The following is an 18218-nucleotide window of genomic DNA, read 5'->3' as shown; positions in this document are numbered from 1 at the left end:
ATTGCCTCCATCCCGTTGCTGGGCATCGTGCTGGGGCCGTTGATCCTGGCGCTGCTGCGAGATGTCGTCGAAGGTGGGGGATTACGATCAGGTAAGGACCGAGGGCAACCTCTCATCCTCAAGCCGGTCGCCCAACATCGCTACACGCGAAGCGCCGTTCATCCCCCACCCAAACATATTTCGTCAGACGAACCGCTAACTAACATAGCAACTGATCTTCCCGAGCCGGAATCGCATCCGCTCCGCCATTCTCCCATGCGTCGTCCTCGATCTGCTGGGTTGGGACGAAAGAGATCGATATCAGGCGGAGACCAAGCGGCCGCACATCCTCATTGATGCCGAGCGAAATGGGACTGACCGGTTCGATGCCCTTCACTGTCACCCAGTGAATACCCGGATTGCTGGCAGTCGGTAAGGGCAGGGTGATCCCGGCATCCTTATGCGGGTGTATAGGCAGTTCTGCAAAGGAACCGCCATCGACCGAGTAATGGAGCGATATCGTTGCATCATCATGGTCGGGTCGGGGCAGCACATCGGCATGAATGATCGGCGTCTGACCCTGCTCCGATGTCCGAAACGCGAAAGTCGCCGAGCGGGCTGCCGTCCAACGGCCCTCCGGTTGCCACTCGTGCCAGCCGTCCACCGCCAACATCCGACCGTGCGGAAGATCGTCGAACCGATGCAATCCAATGCCAAGAAGCCGGATACAGAGACGACGTCGATCGGGGTGCGGCGCACTCCGGCTGGGCCAGGTCAAATTGTTGGGGACAAGCCGGATATCGATCTCACCGCGAGGGTTCGCTACGGCTTGGAGCGGGATCATTATCCGCTGAGACGCGGTGCGTGGATCGATCGTCTCGAACTCGGCAATCTTTGCGCCGCCGGCGGTAAGGATGGCGATATGATCGTCGTCCTGATCGCTGGCTATCCGATGGACATCCAACAGGAGTACGCAATCGTCGACGAATTCAGGGTCTACCGCGAAACGGATTCGCCCTGTCTCTCCCAACGACCAGATGCCTTCTTCTTCGAGCGTGCCCCATCCGTCGACCAGCATATGGTCTGGCAGACGGTGTCGGTAGGGCGCCAAGCCCGGACGCAACGACTGGCCGGGAGCCATAAGAGGCCATTTCTGACTGGGAAGCAGCATATCCTGGCTGAAACTTACCATGCTGATGAAGAAATCCGCTACGCCTGCCTTTTTCACGCCCGAGCTGAGGAAGGACACATTCAGTGGGTCCGCCGCGGCAAGCACCGAAGATGGAATTTCAAGCTCGACCATATTCGGGATGTCAGTCGTCATGGTTATGGTTTGGACGCAGTGATCGTTGAGATAGATCGCGACGGCTACCGGATGATCGGGCGATGCATACATTGCGTCGATGATGAATTTTACGCTGGCCGCGCGATCAAAGCGGAAACGGGCGACGCCAAAAGCAAATGCCAGACAGCCATTCTGCGCATATGCGCCATCTGCGCCATAGGGCGTTCCAACGCGACAAAATGGACGGAAATCGCAGATCGGTTTATCCAGCACGACTGACGGACGATGGATCGTTTCCGTGAACTGACGCGGCAAATCGGCTGTCGGTCCCGCTCCCAGCGCGGCGCGTATATCCTCGCGTGTGCTGAACAATATTGCCGGATCACTTGCTCGCGACTGCTCTTCCACCATGAAGGCGCTCAGTCCGAGGCCCAGCCGTCTTGTATCGTTCGAACCGGGCTTTGCGTCATGAACCGTGAAAATGCGATCACCGAGCAATTCTATGGTCAGTTTATCCGCGTCAGCCGCTATTTTCTGCGGGATCACGACACGGTTGAGCAACATGTCGGCGTCGATTCCGCTGGCGGCGCTGGGAGGAAATTCCCATGCCCCTACATCATGCCCATTGACGCGCACGTCATAGCGAAGTCTTTCGTGGCCAGGTTTCAGAACCTTGGCCAACATGGTGAGGACAACGTCTTCGTCGGGGACATGGGCGAACTGGAATTCGATTGCGGGCGAACGAGACTTGGCCCAGCGGCCCCATGCTTCGGAAGCATACCATCCGCTCGCCAGATAGGCGGCCCCATCGCCTTTGCTTCCGACGATAGCAATGTCGCCGAGATTATAGAGAGCGGTGGGGCGCACCATAATCTTGTCAGCCAATGCATCGAGGATATGACTGGTCGTTTCGCGCCAGGAAGTGACGGCGAATTTTTCCCGTATTTCCGTCTCACGACTGGTGCGGGATGACAATGAGGTGGCATAATGTTGAATTATCGAGGCCCAGCGGATCCGATCGAAGGGGTTGATCAGGTCGGTAAGTTCGGGCGCGATTTCCTTCATCGACGAACTGTCGGAAGAAAGGCAGATCTTACCATGGGCCAGGCTTTCACCCACAGGCAATCCCCACCCCTCGTACAGCGAGGGATAGGCGGTCATCAGCGCACGATCATAAAGCCAGTCCAGTGAACTGTCGTCGATATTCTCCAGAATATGAATGTAAGAACTGACTTTCGGGTCATTGCGCATGACGCGTGCGGTTTCCGCGCCGTTCCATGAAACGCCACCAACGATCACAAGGTGAGGGCAGGCGTCGCCCATCTTTTCGCGTAGAATCAGCCAAACATCATAAAGCAATCCATAATTCTTGCGAAGATGAATCCCGCCAACGCTCAGAACAAATGGCCGATGAGAAAATGTCTCTCGCGCCTGCAATCCTTCAACGGTTGGCTTTGATGCCAGAGTGCCGACTTCATCCGCCAGTCGTATCTTCGAGACCGTCGGCATCTCTATTCTGTATTTTTCGGCGAAGCTCGTCACATCCTTCTTCGTGCTTTCGGAATAGACGAGCAAGCGGTTCGTATGCGCAATGACTGTCGCGCAATTCTGTTCCCACCGCTCACCATAGCCCGCTTCATACCAATGCGGAAAAAGCGCCGGAGTCATGTCGTGCATCAGCACCGACAGTTTAAGTGCCTTGTCCCGTGCGAGTTGCGCAAGCTCCATCGCATAATCGGAGTTCATCATCCAGCTGCTGCCAACTGCGATGATGTCGCTGCCAGCGGGAAAGCTTAGCGTCGCTCGCTCGGTCAAACCGCGGGAACGAAGACGTGCGAGATAGCCATCCAATATGTCCCGGACGATGACATCCTTGGGCAGCTCGATGAATCCGATTTCACCGGAATAATATATGACAAAGCGAACGGAGATATCGGTACGCTCGATAAGCTCCATAGCAATGGATCTTTCGACTCTTACAATACCCGACAACATGTTGGGATTGTTCGCCCATGTCGTGACATCAAAAATGACATCGCCCGTCCGGCCGGAAGCCGCGAGAATATGGCCGTCATATTTCGAAGATTTTCCCGCCGACCGTATCGCGGCATTCGCCAGAATGTCTTCATACACATCGCGCGTATTCCGGGCATGTCTCTCCCAGGAAAATTGTTCCGCGACGTGGTCGGCAAGTTCCCGGGCCTCCATCGGCGCAAGTGGGGCATCCCAAGCCTCCAGCACGGCATCGCGGATCGAGTCCGGGTCGGATGGGTCGCAATAGCGCGCACGGTCCCCGATATATTCCCGTTCGCCGGAGCGATCGCTCAGAACCATGTTTGCGCCTGCCGCGCCGGCTTCAAGTGCGGTCAACGGAGCGCCCTCTGCCCAGCTCGGCAGGACGAACACCCGGGACCCCGCGATAGCGGATCGGAGCATGTCCGAATTCGGCTCCAGTCGGTCAATCATGAGGACGTTGGAACCACCGAACCGTCTGATCAGATCGGCATATTCGGGATGGGCTTCATGGCCGATCAGAACGATCGGCAGATTGCTGTCTCTCAACGCATTGACGAGCATGAGCTGGTTCTTGCGGGGTTCTATGCGGGCAACGCAGACCACATAATCCTTCAACCCATATGCCTGGCGAAACAGATCGCGGTCCGCATTCTGGAAGTGCCTTGCATCAACCGGATTGCGAACGAGATAGCCCGGCGTGCCGACATCTCCAACCAGCTTTTCAAAGACGGTGCGTTCCCGCTCGCTGAGATAGATCAGGCCATCGGCCAGTTCGGCAATCTCCGTTACCATGTCCTGATAGCCTGGTTCGGGATCGACCGGCGCATGCAAGGCCATGCGCTCACGATGGACCTGAGCATAATGCCTGACCATCGCTTCGGCTTCGTTGCCGGACCTCGCTCCCCGGAACGCGCGGAATATATCCGCCTGCCACAGCGGCGCCTCCGAAAGATCAAGGATGATCGGCGAAAATACGAGCGGCTTGTTCAGGCGCTTGGCTTCGCGTGCGACACGCAGCGCCGTCTTCGGTTGCCAAATGTTGAAAGCATGAACGACGTCGGCCATCGGCGTGGCATGATTATGCGACACCGTCGCGGAGACCGACAAAGCCTGGAGCGCTTCTGCCGTTGCGGGAACACGGCGGCTTGGCCCCCCCAATGTCGTATCTTCAAGGCCATGGGTAACAAGCGCGACATTACGCACTCTGGGCGTGCTTTTGCGGCCGGCGGCGCCCGGAAGCCGGCGACGGTCCAGCTTGTCGAACAACGTGCGGAACAGCTGGTCATGATCTTTTGCCCAGCGATCCCAGGTGATATGCTCGACCGACGAGCGCAATTGCATTCTCTCCTCGCGCAGCCTCATCAGGACGTTTCGAAGAGAGTCGGCATTGCCGCGTTCAAATGGAATGTGGGGGAAGTCGGACACCCAACCGACATCAGATGCAATCACCTCGACGCCCGATGCCAGCGCTTCCAGCACGCTCATCGGACCGCCTTCATTGAGGGCCGGGACGAGCACATAATCCATCGCGCGATAAAATGCCGGGAGGTCGGCATCGGCGACATGTTCGGCCGGGCCGGGCCACCCCTCGCCGGTGAAATGCCACTCTATATCTGGCACGTCCATGACCGCGCGAACCAGCATTTCGCCTTTTCGCCCGGTATGATAAGTCCTGCCAACGACAGCAATTTTCAGTTTGGGTCGAAAAATGTCGATATCGACACCCGGTAAAATGCAGCTTGTCTCGCTTGCGCCAAGGTCATTGATCAACTGCAATGTTGCGTTGGACATGGCAATTGCATGGTCGACTTCGCGCGCTGCCGCATCAAACCGGGCCGCAGCCGTCGCGTCTTGCTCGCGATGCGTAAATAGCGCGACCTCGATGGGCGATACGCGCGCACCGCGGCAGCCATAAGTTATGTAATATTGGATGGCGGCCGCTGGATCAGTTTCTGTTCCATAAGTGACATACGGCAAGCGATCCGCAATTTCCTTTGCCAGTCGCTCCAAAATCCAACCCCGATCGGAAGTAACGATACGAACGGAAGGGGAAGATTTTCTTAGCATGTAACCTAATTCCTCACGAATTCTCAACATTCATTGCCTAAATTCCCGGTTTATGCCGCGATTCAGGCCTCGTGTCTGTAGAACAGGCAAAGGAACAATCCTGTTTGATCCTCCTTCGCTCGTCCGTCTTAACCTGTCACGAATTATCCATTGATCGTTAATACGCAAGCCTTTTTAGGTAGATAGCTTCACTGAGTACCAGGACGTTGGGCTCCCTTTCAGCGGGCACAGGCGAGCGCCAGGAAGATAGGCGATCAAGGCGGATATATTGGCAGACGCGCCGGCGCGGCGGCGCGTCATATCTGCACGAGGCATTACGCGGGGGACTGCCTATCCCCATCCATTCACTCTTGTCGGTTCAGCAGGCAGCCGCGCGTCTCAATCGAGGATTTTTCCACGATGTCAGTCTTCAGGAACCCGCGGGATCGGGGAGAAATGTTGACCGCCGGCCAGAACCTGCGACCGCAGTCCGAAATCGCTGCGCCACCCGACCTTATGACGGCATTGTTCCGAACGATCATTTCCCCTGTGATGCGATCGACATTGATCCCCATCCGCGCATTGCTGATGCGGTTGTCGGACACGGAGCCGCCGAAGGTCTTCGCGGGATACCATGGCTCGCCGCCGATCATGATTCCATATCCGCAACGCCGGGATGCATTGCAATCGATGTCGTTTCCCGACGTGACGCTGCCCGAAAAATCACCGCTTGAATGAGGCCAGGCGTGCAGCATCAACTCGGCGAAGGACGCATGCTTGAACAGGGGGGAATGCCGAAAAATATTCGCCCTGACCGTGCAATTCCGGCATCCGCCAAAAATCAGCTGCACATCGCTATTGTCCAAAAAGATATTTTTCTGAACGATGGCGTTGGCAGCATCGTGGACGGTTATGCCATCTGCCCACATCATCGGAACGTCATGCTGTCCGTTTGGACCGACCATGTTGTTCTGGATGTTCAGGCCATCGGCACCGGCGACGGCCTCCATCGCCGTGTAGCAGCTCATATTCTTCAGTAGCACATCCGACATGTGGAAGTTCCTGCCTTTCACCCGGACACCACCGCCGAGCGGCCTTGAACGCTCGTCCAGGCAGATGCGCTTTTCCCATATATCGCTCCGGCCCGTCTTGCCGGTGATGATGAGCGAACGAAGTTGCACGTCTGGCGCCGTTATTTCGATCGGCATGACACGGCCCGCCTTTGAAGGGGCCAGTTCGCCGATCGACAGGATTGCGCAGTTCGCCTCTATCGTCTTCGCGCAAGCGCGGCCGGACGCAAGGGGCTTGGTCTCGATCGTCACCGCCCTGTCGATCGTGAGCGACGTCAGCAGCTGATATGTGCCCGGCGAGAGTTGGAGGGCGGCGCCGACGGGCGTTTTGGCAATGCAATCGGCAAGAATGGGGGCGGCGTCGACCTCACGGTTGCGACTTGCTTCAAGACCGGGGCATGTTCCCGCATTTGCCGCTTCGTCGGTACATCCACATATGAGGATGAAGGCGATAATCCACAAATATCTGCTCAAATGACAAGCAGGCATGTCGATCCTTCCCATATGCATATCGGCTTGTCGCAGCTCCTCACTCCGTAGAACCACGAACGGAGGATGCAAGGTAAAGGAGAGACGGGCGGTCGTCGACAAATTGGTGTTCGGGCCAGGAAAGGCCGGACTTTCCCGCCGAAGACCTTCTGGGAAAGTCGAGACCCGGATGGTCCGTTGACCGCCATGGATCGCGGGCGCGCTTCGGTGGCGCCCGCGACAGGCCTATGTATTTAATAGCGCGCGCGGATGCTGGCGAAGAGCGTCCGGCCCGGCTCCGGGAAGCCGTCGGTCAGCGTGTAATAATCGTCGAACAGGTTGCGGCCGCCGACGCCGATATCGACATGCTCGGTCAGCGCATAGTCGACCCGCAGCCCGGCATTCACATAGGCGCCGGTCCGATAGTAACGCTGTGGCGCGCTGGCCGGTGTCGCGGTGAACAGGGTCCAGCGATTGGAGGCAAGGTCGACATTGGGGACGATATGCAGCCCCTCGACCGGCGACCAGTCCGCCCAGGCGAAGCCCTTGTGCGTCGGCACGCCGGTCGGGCGGAAGGCTGGGTTGGCGGCATAGTCCAGGTCGCGCTTGATGCCGGTATAGTTGGCGCCGATGTCCAGCCCCGGCAGCAGGGTGGCCGACACCGACAGTTCCACGCCATAATAATGGCCGCTGCCGACATTCTGGCTCTGGGTCAGGTTGGTGAGGGCGCAGCCGGGTCGCGGCGTCGCGGGTGGCGTGGTCGACGCGGTGCAGGGATAGGCGGGCGTCAGCACGTTGAAGATTGCATTATCGACCCAGCTGTAAAACAGCGCGCCTTCGACGCGCAGCTTGCCCTGCGCCCAGCTGCCGCCGATCTCCGCATTGGTTGCGCGCTCGGCCTTCAGCGACGGGTTGGGGATGGCGGTGTTGAAGCGCTGGCTGAAGCGTTCGAAGATGGTCGGGAAGCGCGCGCGGGATGAGAGGCTGGCGTGCAGCGCCAGCGCGTCATTTGCCTGCCAGTCGAACCGGCCCTGCAGGTTCCAGGTGTCGGCGTCGCGGCGCGGATAATTGTAAAGCACCGAAGCGCCCGACGTGCCGAGCGGCGCGCCATATTCCTCCGCCTTGATAAGGTTGCGCCAGTCGAAGCTGCCGCCCAGGGTGAAGGTCAGGTCGGGGGTCAGCTTCAGCTCATTTTCCAGTGCGGCGGAGAAGATTTCCTCGGTCTGGGTCTGGCGCGGTTCGGTGGAGGGGACGCCGGTGGTCGAAAAGCTCGTCTGAAACTCGACATGGCGATCGTGGCGATAATGGAAGGCGAGGCGCAGCGTATCGGCGTCGCTCGCGGCGAAATCGAGCTGGGCGGAGCCACCCCAGGCGCGATCCTCATAGGGGGAATCGAACGCATAGGGGCGGCTCTGCGTCGTCTGCGTGCGATCGTTGAAGGAGCGCAGGATCGAATCGAACTTGTTGTAATAGGCACGGGTCTTGAGCGTCGCGCGGTCGCCCAGCGCCGTGGTCGAAAGGAAATAGAGGCTGCTGATGTCCCAGGACGGCCAGTCCCAGAAGCGCGGCGTCGTCACCGTATCGCTGATATGCAGCGGCGCGCCCTTGGACCCTTCCTGATGGGTGTAGCTCAGCGCATATTCGTCGGTGGCATTGGGGGTGAAGCCGAGCTTGGCATTGACCCGCCAGTCCTCCGTCCGGGAAAAATCGCGAGCGCCGCCATTTTCAAGGCTCGGCACTTTCGCGGTGAAGTCGTTGGGCAGATCCCAATGGTCGGTGAAGCTGCGGGCATAGCTTGCCTGCGCATACCATTTGTCCTGTCGGGTGCCGACCATGGCGGAAGTGGAATAGCCGGCATAGTCGGTGTCATTGTCGAAATTCACCGTGCCGCGCACGTCGATGTCCAGTTCCTTGGTCGGCTTGCGGGTGACGAGGTTGATCGCGCCGCCCATCGCGCCGGGACCGTCCAGCACGGAGGCATAGCCCTTCGCCACCTGCACTTCGGCGATGTTGGTGGTGAGGAAGCGGCCATAGTCGAGCCGGTTGTCAGCGGGCAGATAGACGCGGATACCGTCGATCGACAGCGGCACCTGGAAGCGGTCGAAACCGCGCACGAAGACCAGCCGTTCGTTGCGCGTGCCGCCGCTGTTGCCGGCCGACACGCCGGGCATCAGATTGACCGCATCGTCGAGCGCGGTGCGGCTGAAAGTGTAGATGGCTTCGGACGACAGGGTTGAGGAATCGATGCCGACCCCTTCGAAGCGCGGCGCAGTGACGATGATCTGGCCGAGCGAGAAGCGGTCGCTGGCATCGGGCGCAGCATCCTGCGCATGGGCGGCAGAAGCCAGCATGGAGCCTGCGCTCAGCAGGCAGGTTAAGGCGATGCGCATATGATTTTCCCCCTTTTGCGGTCGTTCGACTCACTATATCCGGCGATATATAGTTTTGTTCTCGGGAGGAAAGCCTTCATGCTCCGATCGTCGTCCTTGCTGATCCTGCCCCTTGTCCTGATGGCGGGGAGCGGCAGCGCCTCCGCGCAGATGGCGGACGTGCCTGCGGCCATTTGCGACGCGCCGGCCGAACTGCCGGCGGCGCTGGCATCCTGGCGACAAGCGACGCCGTTGCAGGCCGTCGGCGCACGCAAGGCGCTTGCTTCCGCGACCGTGACGCCGGGGCAAACGGTGGCGATGGCGTTGCTGCCGACGCCCAAGGTCGCCTATCCACTGCGCCCCGAAAAGCCCGGCGGCAGCGTCAGCTTCGGCGGGCTGGCGCGCTTTACGGTTGATCGGGCGGGGACGTGGCGCGTAGCGCTCAGCACCCCGGCCTGGGTCGATGTGGTGAAGGATGGCAAGGCATCGACCTCGATTGCGCACGGCCATGGACCGGACTGTTCGGGCATCCGCAAGATGGTCGATTATGCACTGGAGCCGGGCGACTATGTGCTTCAGGTCGCCGCCAACGGATCGGACAAGGTGACGCTGCTGGTGACGCCCTTGCCGTGAAACTGTTGCTGTGCGCTGCGGCGTTGCTGCTTGTCGCCGCCACGGGACCGGACTGGCGCTGGGATCTGCCGCAAGGCTTCGCCGCGCCTGTGGTGCCGATAGACAACGGGATGAGTGCGGCCAAGGTCGAACTCGGCCGGCGACTTTTTTATGATGCCGACCTGTCGGCTGACGGCACGCTTGCCTGCGCCGGTTGCCATGAGCAGAAACGCGCCTTCGCCGATGGCAATGCAACGCGGCCGGGTGTCCATGGCGGGGCAGGGCGGCGCAATGTGCCGGGGCTTGCCAATGTCGGCTGGTTCCCGCGGCTGACCATCGCCGATCCCGCGATCACCACATTGGAGGCGCAGGCGCCGGTGCCGCTGTTCGGGGAGCGGCCGGTGGAAATGGGCATGAAGGGGCTGGACGGCGCGTTAGCCCGGCGGCTGGGCGCGGATCGCTGCTATCGCCGGATGTTCGCCCGCGCCTTCCCCGATCGCAAGGGGCGGATCGACACCGCCAGCGTGACGGCGGCGCTGGCCGCGTTCGAGCGGACGATGATCTCCTATCGCAGCGCCCATGACCGAGGTACGCTGACGCCGCTGGCGCAGCAGGGTGCGCGCCTGTTCGCTGCGCGGGGCTGCGCCGCCTGCCATAGCGGCCGGAACTTCAGCGACATGGACTATCATCAGCTGGAGCCGGCGCGGGCGTCCGATCCGGGGCTGATCGAACAGACCGGCCGGGCCGGGGATGCGGGCCGTTTCCGCACGCCGTCGCTGCGCAATGTCGCGCTGACCGGACCCTGGTGGCATGACGGCCGCGCCCGGACACTGGAGGCGGCGATCCGGCGGCACCCGCTTGCGGTGCCCGATAGGGGTATGCCCGCGCTGCTCGCCTTTCTCGACGGATTGACCGATCCGGATTTCGTCGGCGATCCGCGCCTGTCTCGCCCGGACCGGGCATGCGGCAAGCGCCTATGATGGCGCGCCGTCGGGCGTCAGCGGCTCGTCGCGCAGCAGGTCGATGAGGGTTGGCGCGTTCGGCTCAGCCGCGCCTGTCGCGGCGACCTGCATCGCGCGATAGCCGGCCAGTATTTTTTCCCCAGCCGGGGTGACATGCGCGCCACGCTCGGGCCCGCCGCCGGGCACGGTGTCGACCAGCTTCTCGCGCCAGCAGCGATTCATCGCATCGACCAGCAACCAGGTCCGCCTGTAGCTCATCCCCATGGCGCGCCCCGCCGCCGATATGGAGCCATGGGCGCGAATGGCGTCGAGCAGGTCGGCCTTGCCCGGCCCCATGGCGATTTCCGGACCGCAATAAAGCTGGATCTTGATCTTGAGCGGAGAAGCCATGCGCCTCTGATAGCAGGATCGCGCCGTCACGCCATCAGGCGAAAAGCGCGCGCAGGGCGGCGACATCCCGGCCGTCCCGTTCCAGTTCGTCGAGCGTGGCCGTCGCCATGGCGCGATAGGCGGGCGACAGCGCCGGGCAATCCTTCGACAGCGCGGCCAGATGCGTCGCGATCGTCTCGCCATCGCCGCGCAGCAACGGGCCGGACAAGGCGGCAAAGCCCTTCGTCAGGCTGTTGTCGGTCGCCGCCCGGACCAACGGGGCAAGCAGGGCAAGCGGATCGTCCGCGCCCGCCGCTTCCAGCGCATGGCAGGCGCCGGCGATCAGCGTCACCAGATGATTGGCCGCATGGCAGAGCGCGGCATGATAGAGCGCGCGATGCGCCTCGCTGATGTCGACCGCGACCCCGCCCAGCAGCGCGACGAGCCGATGCGCGCCCTGCGCCGCCTGCACGCTTGACCCGGTGACGGCGAAGCGCGCGCCGGCCATGCGCTGCACTTCGGTCGGGGCGTCGCCGGTGAAGGTCATGGCGGGATGGATGGCGGCGGTCGCCGCGCCTTTGGCGCGCAGCGGCTCCAGCAGGGACACGCCGCTGCGTCCGCTGACATGGAAGAGGAGGGGAGGGGCGCTCCCCATGGGACCATCGACCAGATCGGCGACGATGTCACCCATGGCGTCGTCCGACACGGCGATCGCGATCAGGTCGCAGCCCTGCATGAGCGCCGACAGATCTTCCGCATGTGCGGCATGACCGATATTCGTCGCCATGGCCTGAAGCGTGGCGGGCGTCCGACCCCATAGCAGCAGCGGTTCGGCCGAATGGGGCGCCAGCGCCAGCGCCAGCGCGCGGGCGACGCGTCCGGTGCCGATGATGCCGACCCGGCGATAGGAAATATTGCTCATGCGCTCGCCCTTACCGCTATATCGCCGGCGGCGAAACGGATCGAGATGCGCGTGCCCGGCCCGCCATCGGCGATCTCGACGCTGGCGCCCATGCGCGACGCGGCCGACTGTACGATGGCAAGGCCAAGGCCCGTGCCGTCCGCGCCGTTGGGACCGACCGCGCGGAAGAAACGCTCGAAAATCCGGTCATGATGTTCGGGCGCGATACCCGGCCCGTCGTCGCTGACGGTCAGCAGCACATGTTCCGCCTCCCGCGTCAGGATGACCGTGACCGTCCCGCCGCGCCGATTGTAGCGGATGCCATTGTCGATCAGGTTGGCGGCGATCTCGAACACCAGGGTCCGGTGCGCCTGCACCCGGTAGCTTTCGCCATCCTCCGCATCGAGATTGAGTTCGACCTCCGCCTGGATCGCCTGGTTGATCAGGCGGCCGATGACGGCGCTGCTGACCTCTTTCAGGTCGACCGCCTCCAGCGGCGGGGAGACGCCGCCTTCCTCGGCACGGGCGAGCGCCAGCAACTGCGTCACCAGTCGTTCCAGGCGCTGCACGGCATCGGCAATCTCGTCCAGCGCGGCGGACGATCCGCGCCGCGCCAATTCGACCTGCACCTTCAGCACCGACAACGGCGTGCGCATCTGATGGGATGCGTCGGCGGTGAAGCGGCGCACGCCACCCGTCGCCTTGTCGAGCTGCGCCAGAAGATGGTCGAAGGCGGTGGCGAGCGGGCGCAGCTCATTGGGCAATGGCCCGGCGTCGAGCGGCGAGAAATCCGGCCGCGTGCTGGAATCGCGCGCTTCCACTGACCGGCGCAGGCGCGCGAGCGGGCGCAGGCTCCACCCCAGAGCCGGGCGCAGCAGCAGCACGGCGACCCCGACCAGCGCCACTTCGCCCATCAGCAGCGCGAAGATCAGCCGTCCGGCCAGCGTCTTGCGATTATCCAGCGTCTCGGCGACCTGCACGATCACCGGCTGTTCGATGCGGGGCAGCATCCGCTTCACCTCGGCGATGCGGATGCCCTGATCGCGATAGCGGGCGAAGCGGTATCGCGGCTGGTCGACCGTCATCGTCGCCGGATCGGGCGCAGGCAGATCGGCATAGCCGGTCAGCAGGTCGCGCCCCACGGCGATGCGATAATAGACATTGTCGCGCTCGCTATTTTCCAGCATGCCGAAGGCTGCGGGCGGCAGGTCCAGCGTCACCTCTCCGCGCTCCACCTGCACCGTTTCGGCGATGGCGCCCAGCGCGCCGCCCAGTACCCGATCGTTGGTCCGCCGCACCACGTCGGAAATCAGCGTCGCCCCGCCGATGCCGATAATCGCCGCCGCGCCCAGCAGCGGTCCCAGCATCGCCGCGAGCAGCCGGGTCCGCAGCGCAATGGCCCGTCCCCTGTCCGGCGCCTTACCCGGCATCGAGCATGTAGCCGACGCCGCGCACCGTGCGGATGCCCGGCCCATCGGGCGCCAGCTTGCCGCGCAGGCGCGTCACATGCACCTCGATCGCGTTGCCGCCAACCGGCTCGTCGAAGCCGAATACTTCGCCGATCAGCAATTCGCGCGGCACGACCTGGCCGGCGCGCGTCGCCAGCGATTCGAGCACGGCCATTTCTCGCCGGCGCAGGTCGAGCGGCCGCCCGGCGACGTCCGCCGTTCCGGTGGAGCGATTGATGGTCAATGTGCCGACGCTGAGTTCGGGCGTCGGATCGCCGCCGCGCCGCCGCCCCAGTGCACGCACCCGCGCCTCCAACTCCTCCGGGTCGAAGGGCTTGCGCAGATAATCGTCTGCGCCCAGGTCCAGCCCGCGCACGCGGTCGTCCAGTGCATCGCGCGCCGTCAGCATCAGGACGGGCACCTTCTCGCCCCGGCGCCGCAATTCGGCCAGCACCGCAAAGCCGTCCATATCGGGCAGGCCGACGTCCAGAATCACCAGCGCATAGGGTTCGCTGCCGACGATCGAAAGGGCGTCTTCCCCGGTCGCGACATGGTCCACCGCATGGCCGCCCGCGCGGAGCAGGGCGGAAATGCTGCGCGCCAGCGCGGCGTCATCCTCGATCATCAAAATCCGAATAGGGCACCTGATGCTGAAAGGTTGATGACAGCTTGGCTTCGTAACTGACCCTCACATCTTATCCGGCGACAGAAACGGAAAAGCGAAGGACGGGTGATGCGAAGGGTTATTCAGATTGTTGCAGCATTGGCAAGTCTGGCCGTGCCAGCCGCCACCGCAATGGCGGAACGGTCAGTCGGCTATCCGCGCTCCTATGATCAACTGATCGCCGACGCGCAGGCGGAACGGCAGGTGATCGTCTACGCCAATGCCGACACGTCGGAAATGGCGCCGGTCATCATCGCGTTCCAGCGTCGCTATCCCGGCGTCACCGTCCGCTATGCCGACCTTGGCTCCAACGAAATGTATCGCCGTTTCGTCGCCGAATCGCGGGCGCGCAAGCCTTCGGCCGATCTTGTCTGGTCATCAGCGATGGACCAGCAGGTGAAGCTGATCAACGACGGCTTCGCGCAGGCCTATGCCAGCCCCGAAAAGCCGGCATTGCCGCCTTCGGCCGTCTGGAAGAATATGGGTTTCGGCGTCACCGCCGAACCGATCGCCTATGTCTACAATAAAAAGGCGATCCCCAATCCGCCGCGCAGCCATGCCGCGCTGGAAGCGCTGCTGCGCAAGGACCGGAAGGCATTGACGGGCAAGGTTGCGACCTTCGATCCCGCCCGTTCCAACACCGGCTATCTTTATCTGACGCAGGATTATGCGATCACCGGCGACATGCGCTCGCTGGTGGAGGCGATGGCGGCCACACGTCCGCAATTGTCCATCACCACCGAACCGATGCTGCAAGGCGTCGCCGAAGGCAAGCTGTCGATCGCCTATAATGTCATCGGCTCCTATGCGGTGGAACGCGCGCGCCGCGACCCGCGCATCGGCGTCATTTTCCCGCAGGACTACACCATCGTGATGTCGCGCATCGCCTTCATTGCGCGGGAAGCGCGGCATCCCGCCGCCGCCAAGCTCTTCCTTGATTTCCTGCTGTCGCGTCAGGGCCAGTCCCTGCTCGCCCAGCATAGCCTCTGGCCGGTCCGCACCGACATTCGCGGCCGCCGTCTTCCCGCTGCCCAGGCCCGCCCGGTGCGCGTCGGCCCGCAGCTTCTCGCCAATCTCGATCGCCTGAAACAGCAGCGCTTCCTGCGCGACTGGAACGCGATCCTCGCCTCTGGAGCCAAGTGATATGACGTCCCTGTTGTTGCGCGGCGGTTGCGCCGCGCTGGCGCTGATCGCCGCCACCCCAGCGCTGGCCCAAACGCCCAGCGCGGAGGAACTGGCCGCGCTCGTCAAGGCGCAGGCCGCCGAAATCGCTACGCTGAAGGCGCGCCTCGACAAACTCGAAGGGCAGGGTCTCGCGCAGAATGCTGCGCCCGCTCCCGCGCAGCAATCCGGCCAGAAACCCGCGCCGCAGGTCGCCCAACAGCAGGTCACGCAGCAGGCGACTCCGCCGCTCGTCATCGCCCCCTTCGCGCCGCAGATCGTGCCGCCCGGTCCCGCCGATATCGACGTGGCGCAGGCGCGCGCCGTCGCCGCCAACCCGTCCGGCGTGACCACCGAATGGGGCGCGGGCCTGCCCGTCTTCCGCTCGGCCGACGGCGTCTTCACCTACAAGCCGCGCGGCCGCATCCTGGTCGATGTCAGCTCGACCATGGGATCGCGCTATAATGGCCGCAACACCACCACGACGGGCATGCGCGCGCTGCGCCTCGGCCTTGAAGGCGGCGTCGGGCCTCATTTCTTCTACCAGTTCGAAAGCGATTTTTCCGAAAATGAAGTCGACATCGTCACCGCCTTCCTCGGCTGGCGCAATCGTCTGAGCAGCAAGATCGATTATGACATTCGTGCCGGCCATCTGTTCAACGACCGCGCGTTTGAAGGCAGCACGGGCTCCGACTCCACACCCTTCCTCGAACGCAGCACCGTTTCGACCGCCATCATCCCGCAGCGCGGCTTCTACGGCATCGGCATCATGGGCCGCATGTTCGGTCCCAACTGGCACGCGTCGGTCAGCGTAACCGGCGACCGGATCGACGGGCAGCAGGCGACCAATGACAGCCGCACGGTCCTGGCGCGCGCCCACTGGAACCCGATCAAGACCGACCGTTCGTTGCTCCATGTCGGCGCCTGGGGTTTTGACGAGGCGCTGTCCGCCGCCGCGACCACGCTGACGCGCAGCACCGTCATCGGCGGCCGCTTCAACGGCGCGGTACGTGTCGGCACCGGCGAACTGCTGGGCGGCAAGTCGACCACCGGCTATGGCGTGGAACTGGGCGGCTACACCGGCAGCCTGTGGGTCATGGGTGAGGCGGGCCGTCGCACCGCCCGCCTGACCGGCGGCCGCCCCGACTTCGAAAGCAAGGCGTGGAGCCTGTCGACCGGCTTCTTCCTGACCGGCGAACTGCCGCCCTACAACCCGCGCCTCGGCAGCTTCGGCCAGCCCAATGTGCTGAACCCGACCTTCGACGGCGGCAGCGGCGCGATCGAACTGACCGCCCGCTACGAGAATCTGGATTATACCGATCTCGTCCTGGGTGGCGACGGCTGGGCCGGAACGCTGGGCGTGAACTGGTATCTCAACAGCTTCACCCGGCTCCAGTTGAACGCCATCCACTGGCACACCGACAACCGCGCGGGAACCTTCACCGGCAGCGACGATGGCCAGACCGTCAGCGCACGCGTCGGCGTGACCTTCTGATCTCTCCTATTCCAGCTCAACCAAGGACGCAGCGATGAACCTTGCCCTGCTCGGCTTCCTGATGGTCGCCACCTTCATGACGCTGATCATGACCAAAAAGATGACGCCGCTGGTCGCGCTGATCGTCATCCCCTCGCTGTTCGGGGTGATCGCCGGACAGGCCGCGGGCCTTGGCGACATGATGATCGACGGCATCAAGAATCTCGCCCCGACCGGCGTGATGCTGCTCTTCGCCATCCTCTTCTTCTCGACCATGACGGATACCGGCCTGTTCGATCCGCTGGTCGGGCGGTTGGTGAAGCTGGTTCATGGCGATCCGCTGCTGATCCTGCTGGGGTCGGTAGTGCTGTGCGCGGTCGTCAGCCTGGATGGTGACGGATCGACCACCTACATCATCACCATCGCCGCGCTGCTGCCGCTCTACAAGCGGTTCGACATGAAGCGTATCTACCTCGTCTGCCTGCTGATGGTGACGAGCGGGATCATGAACCTGACGCCCTGGGGCGGCCCCACTGCCCGCGCCGCAAGCGCGCTGAAGCTCGACGCCGCCACCCTGTTCCTGCCGCTCATCCCCGGCATGATCGCCGGCCTCGCCTTCCTGCTCGGCCTCGCCTTCTGGTTCGGGATCAAGGAACGGCGTCGCCTCGGCCACGTCCATGTGCCGCAGCGCGAGCCGGTCGACATCGCCGACCTTGGCGTGTCGCAATATCCCGAAGCGCGCCGTCCGCACCTGCGCTGGTTCAACGCCGCGCTGGTGATCGCGCTGCTCGGCCTGCTGGTCTGGGGTGTGCTGCCGCTGTCGGTCCTGATGATGATCGCCTTCGCCATCGCCATGATCGTCAACTATCCCGGCGTCGCTCAGCAGAAGGAGCGGATCGCCGCCCATGCCGGCAACGTCCTGTCAGTCGTGTCGCTGATCTTCGCCGCCGGCATCTTCACCGGCATCCTTGGCGGCACCGGCATGGTCGAAGCCATGAGCAAGGAAGTGGTGGGCTTCATTCCCCCCGCGCTCGGCCCGTATATGGCGCCGATCACGGCCCTGCTCTCCATGCCCTTCACCTTCTTCATCTCCAACGACGCCTTTTATTTCGGCATGCTGCCGATTCTGGCCGAAGCCGGCGCCCATTATGGCGTCGATCCGATGGCGATCGCGCGAGCCTCTCTGATGGGCCAGCCGGTTCACCTGCTCAGCCCGCTGGTGCCGTCGACCTATCTGCTGGTCAGCCTCGCCGGCATCGACCTGGCTGATCACCAACGCTTCACCCTGCTGCCAGCCGCAGCGGTCTGCATCGTCATGACGCTGGTCGGCATGATCGCGCTGGCTTTCCCCTTCGTGGCATGAACTACAAGGAATCAGACCATGGTCCGCTTAA

12 protein-coding genes are annotated in these 18218 nt (G+C 62.9%); 5 read left to right on the top strand and 7 right to left on the bottom strand.

Features of this window, described 5'->3' with window-relative positions; genetic code table 11:
• Window positions 1-199 precede the first annotated feature (199 nt).
• The 3 genes from DM806_RS11955 to DM806_RS11945 all read right to left on the bottom strand — a co-directional run bounded on the left by DM806_RS11955 (window position 200) and on the right by DM806_RS11945 (window position 9215).
• Window positions 200-5290: a glycosyltransferase gene (locus DM806_RS11955; protein WP_179043420.1), complete on the bottom strand. Its 5091-nt coding sequence runs from the start codon at window positions 5288-5290 to the stop codon at window positions 200-202.
• 401 nt (window positions 5291-5691) lie between these two features.
• Window positions 5692-6900 (bottom strand): right-handed parallel beta-helix repeat-containing protein, encoded by a 1209-nt coding sequence (locus DM806_RS11950; protein WP_218647467.1) that lies wholly within the window; start codon window positions 6898-6900, stop codon window positions 5692-5694.
• A gap of 218 nt (window positions 6901-7118) precedes the next feature.
• Complete coding sequence (locus tag DM806_RS11945) at window positions 7119-9215, bottom strand: TonB-dependent receptor plug domain-containing protein (protein WP_306294760.1); 2097 nt, start codon at window positions 9213-9215, stop codon at window positions 7119-7121.
• Window positions 9216-9332: 117 nt separating this feature from the next.
• On the opposite strand from DM806_RS11945, the gene DM806_RS11940 reads away from it, so the two are divergent.
• On the top strand, window positions 9333-9866 hold the full coding sequence (locus DM806_RS11940; protein ID WP_179043418.1) for a hypothetical protein: 534 nt from the start codon (window positions 9333-9335) through the stop codon (window positions 9864-9866).
• The gene (locus DM806_RS11935; protein ID WP_179043417.1) at window positions 9863-10825 is read left to right on the top strand and encodes a cytochrome-c peroxidase; all 963 of its coding nucleotides are present in this window, start codon (window positions 9863-9865) and stop codon (window positions 10823-10825) included. Before DM806_RS11940 ends, DM806_RS11935 begins: the two co-directional genes overlap by 4 nt.
• Here the strand turns inward: DM806_RS11935 and DM806_RS11930 are convergent.
• Genes DM806_RS11930 through DM806_RS11915 form a run of 4 tightly spaced genes read right to left on the bottom strand, consistent with a single transcriptional unit; the run spans window position 10820 to window position 14150 of the window.
• Window positions 10820-11197: a winged helix-turn-helix domain-containing protein gene (locus DM806_RS11930; protein ID WP_179043416.1), complete on the bottom strand. Its 378-nt coding sequence runs from the start codon at window positions 11195-11197 to the stop codon at window positions 10820-10822. The genes DM806_RS11935 and DM806_RS11930 overlap by 6 nt on opposite strands.
• Before the next feature lie 34 nt (window positions 11198-11231).
• Window positions 11232-12098 (bottom strand): Rossmann-like and DUF2520 domain-containing protein, encoded by an 867-nt coding sequence (locus DM806_RS11925; RefSeq protein ID WP_179043415.1) that lies wholly within the window; start codon window positions 12096-12098, stop codon window positions 11232-11234.
• Window positions 12095-13507 (bottom strand): sensor histidine kinase, encoded by a 1413-nt coding sequence (locus DM806_RS11920; RefSeq protein ID WP_179043414.1) that lies wholly within the window; start codon window positions 13505-13507, stop codon window positions 12095-12097. The genes DM806_RS11925 and DM806_RS11920 overlap by 4 nt, the downstream gene beginning before the upstream one ends.
• Entirely contained in the window at window positions 13497-14150 is a 654-nt protein-coding gene (locus DM806_RS11915) for a response regulator transcription factor (protein ID WP_179043413.1), read from the bottom strand. The genes DM806_RS11920 and DM806_RS11915 overlap by 11 nt, the downstream gene beginning before the upstream one ends.
• 108 nt (window positions 14151-14258) lie before the next feature.
• Between DM806_RS11915 and DM806_RS11910 the strand changes: the two genes are divergently transcribed.
• From DM806_RS11910 to DM806_RS11900, 3 genes are read left to right on the top strand one after another with little or no spacing between them, the layout of a single operon-like run.
• The gene (locus DM806_RS11910; RefSeq protein ID WP_179043412.1) at window positions 14259-15332 is read left to right on the top strand and encodes an ABC transporter substrate-binding protein; all 1074 of its coding nucleotides are present in this window, start codon (window positions 14259-14261) and stop codon (window positions 15330-15332) included.
• A gap of 1 nt (window position 15333) precedes the next feature.
• Window positions 15334-16845, top strand: coding sequence for an OprO/OprP family phosphate-selective porin (locus DM806_RS11905; protein WP_179043411.1), 1512 nt, complete (start codon window positions 15334-15336; stop codon window positions 16843-16845).
• Between the two features lie 34 nt (window positions 16846-16879).
• The gene (locus DM806_RS11900; RefSeq protein WP_179043410.1) at window positions 16880-18187 is read left to right on the top strand and encodes a CitMHS family transporter; all 1308 of its coding nucleotides are present in this window, start codon (window positions 16880-16882) and stop codon (window positions 18185-18187) included.
• Window positions 18188-18218 lie beyond the last annotated feature (31 nt).

It is taken from the genome of Sphingobium lactosutens, from assembly GCF_013393185.1.
GTDB lineage: Bacteria > Pseudomonadota > Alphaproteobacteria > Sphingomonadales > Sphingomonadaceae > Sphingobium > Sphingobium lactosutens_A.
Note: the sequence above shows the minus strand (reverse complement) of the source record. Positions and strands in the feature narration are given on the sequence as shown.